The following is a 2125-nucleotide window of genomic DNA, read 5'->3' as shown; positions in this document are numbered from 1 at the left end:
ATCCCGACCAAGCTGTTCACCCCGATCTTCGTCTGCTCGCGGGTCACCGGCTGGGCGTCCCACGTGTTCGAGCAGCGCGCCAACAACCGCATCATCCGCCCGAGCGCCGAGTACATCGGCGTCGAGCCGCGCGCCGTGCCGGCCCTGGCCCAGCGTTAACCAGCGGTAGCGGTCCCTGATATGGGAGCAGTACCGGGAAAGAGGCTGGTCGCCCTCGCTTTCCCGGTACTGCTCCCATTCTTTTGCCCGCCGTTTTCCCCCGAATGCCCTACACCATCGACATGACTGGAGATATCCCCTTGCTCGCAAGCTATCGCCAACACCTGGAAGAACGCGCCCAGCAGGGCCTGCCGCCCCTGGCCCTGAACGCCGAGCAGACCGCCGCGCTGGTCGAGCTGCTGAAGAATCCGCCGGCCGGCGAAGAACAGGTCCTGGTCGACCTGATCACCAACCGCGTTCCCGCTGGCGTGGACGAAGCCGCCTACGTCAAGGCCGGCTTCCTGACCGCGCTGGCCAAGGGCGAAGCCGCCTCCCCGCTGCTCTCCAAGACCCGTGCCGTCGAGCTGCTTGGCACCATGCAGGGCGGCTACAACATCGCCACCCTGGTCGAGCTGCTGGACAACGCCGAACTGGCCAACGCCGCCGCCGAACAGCTCAAGCACACCCTGCTGATGTTCGACGCCTTCCACGACGTCGCCGAGCGCGCCAGGAAGGGCAACGCAGCCGCCCAGGCCGTGCTGCAGTCCTGGGCCGAGGGCGAGTGGTTCACCGCCCGCCCGGCGCTGGCCGAGAAGATCACCCTGACCGTGTTCAAGGTCCCCGGCGAAACCAACACCGACGACCTGTCCCCCGCTCCGGACGCCTGGTCGCGCCCCGACATCCCGCTGCACGCCCTGGCCATGCTGAAGATGGCCCGCGACGGCATCGAGCCGGAGCAGCCGGGCGCCGTCGGACCGCTCAAGCAGATCGAGGCGGTCAAGGCCAAGGGCTTCCCGGTCGCCTACGTCGGCGACGTGGTCGGCACCGGTTCCTCGCGCAAGTCCGCCACCAACTCCGTGCTGTGGTTCTTCGGCGACGACATCCCGTTCGTGCCGAACAAGCGCGCCGGCGGCTTCTGCTTCGGCAACAAGATCGCGCCGATCTTCTACAACACCATGGAAGACGCCGGCGCCCTGCCGATTGAGTTCGACGTCGCCAACCTCGACATGGGCGACGTGATCGACGTCTATCCCTACGCCGGCAAGGTCTGCAGGCACGGCAGCGAGGAAGTGCTGGCCAGCTTCGAACTGAAGACCGAAGTGCTGCTCGACGAAGTGCGCGCCGGCGGCCGCATCCCGCTGATCATCGGCCGCGGCCTGACCGAGAAGGCCCGCGCCGAGCTGGGCCTGGCGCCGTCCACCCTGTTCCACAAGCCGCAAGCGCCGGCCGACAGCGGCAAGGGCTTCACCCTGGCGCAGAAGATGGTCGGTCGCGCCTGCGGCGTCGCAGGCATCCGCCCGGGCACCTACTGCGAGCCGAAGATGACCACCGTCGGATCCCAGGACACCACCGGCCCGATGACCCGCGACGAGCTGAAGGACCTGGCCTGCCTGGGCTTCTCCGCCGACCTGGTGATGCAGTCCTTCTGCCACACCGCCGCCTATCCCAAGCCGGTGGACGTGAAGACCCACCACACCCTGCCGGACTTCATGCGCAACCGTGGCGGCGTGGCGCTCAAGCCGGGCGACGGCATCATCCACAGCTGGCTGAACCGCATGCTGCTGCCGGACACCGTCGGTACCGGTGGCGACTCGCACACCCGCTTCCCGATCGGCATCTCCTTCCCGGCCGGCTCCGGCCTGGTGGCCTTCGCCGCCGCCACCGGCGTCATGCCGCTGGACATGCCGGAATCCGTGCTGGTGCGCTTCAAGGGCCAGATGCAGCCGGGCATCACCCTGCGTGACCTGGTGCACGCCATCCCCTACTACGCCATCCAGCAGGGCCTGCTGACCGTCGAGAAGAAGGGCAAGAAGAACATCTTCTCCGGCCGCATCCTCGAGATCGAAGGACTGGAAGGTCTGACCGTCGAGCAGGCGTTCGAGCTGTCCGACGCCTCCGCCGAGCGTTCGGCTGCCGGTTGCACCAT

The 2125-nt window shown here is 67.8% G+C and carries 2 protein-coding genes; both read left to right on the top strand.

The window, feature by feature from the left end; translation table 11 throughout:
* A partial coding sequence (locus E5198_RS20995) for a citrate/2-methylcitrate synthase (RefSeq protein ID WP_305956086.1) occupies positions 1–159 on the top strand: 159 nt, incomplete at its 5' end.
* Positions 160–299: 140 nt separating this feature from the next.
* On the top strand, positions 300–2125 hold a 1826-nt coding region (locus E5198_RS20990; RefSeq protein WP_136491839.1), incomplete at its 3' end, for a bifunctional aconitate hydratase 2/2-methylisocitrate dehydratase.

This window comes from Pseudomonas sp. A-1 (assembly GCF_004801855.1).
GTDB lineage: Bacteria > Pseudomonadota > Gammaproteobacteria > Pseudomonadales > Pseudomonadaceae > Geopseudomonas.
Note: the sequence above shows the minus strand (reverse complement) of the source record. Positions and strands in the feature narration are given on the sequence as shown.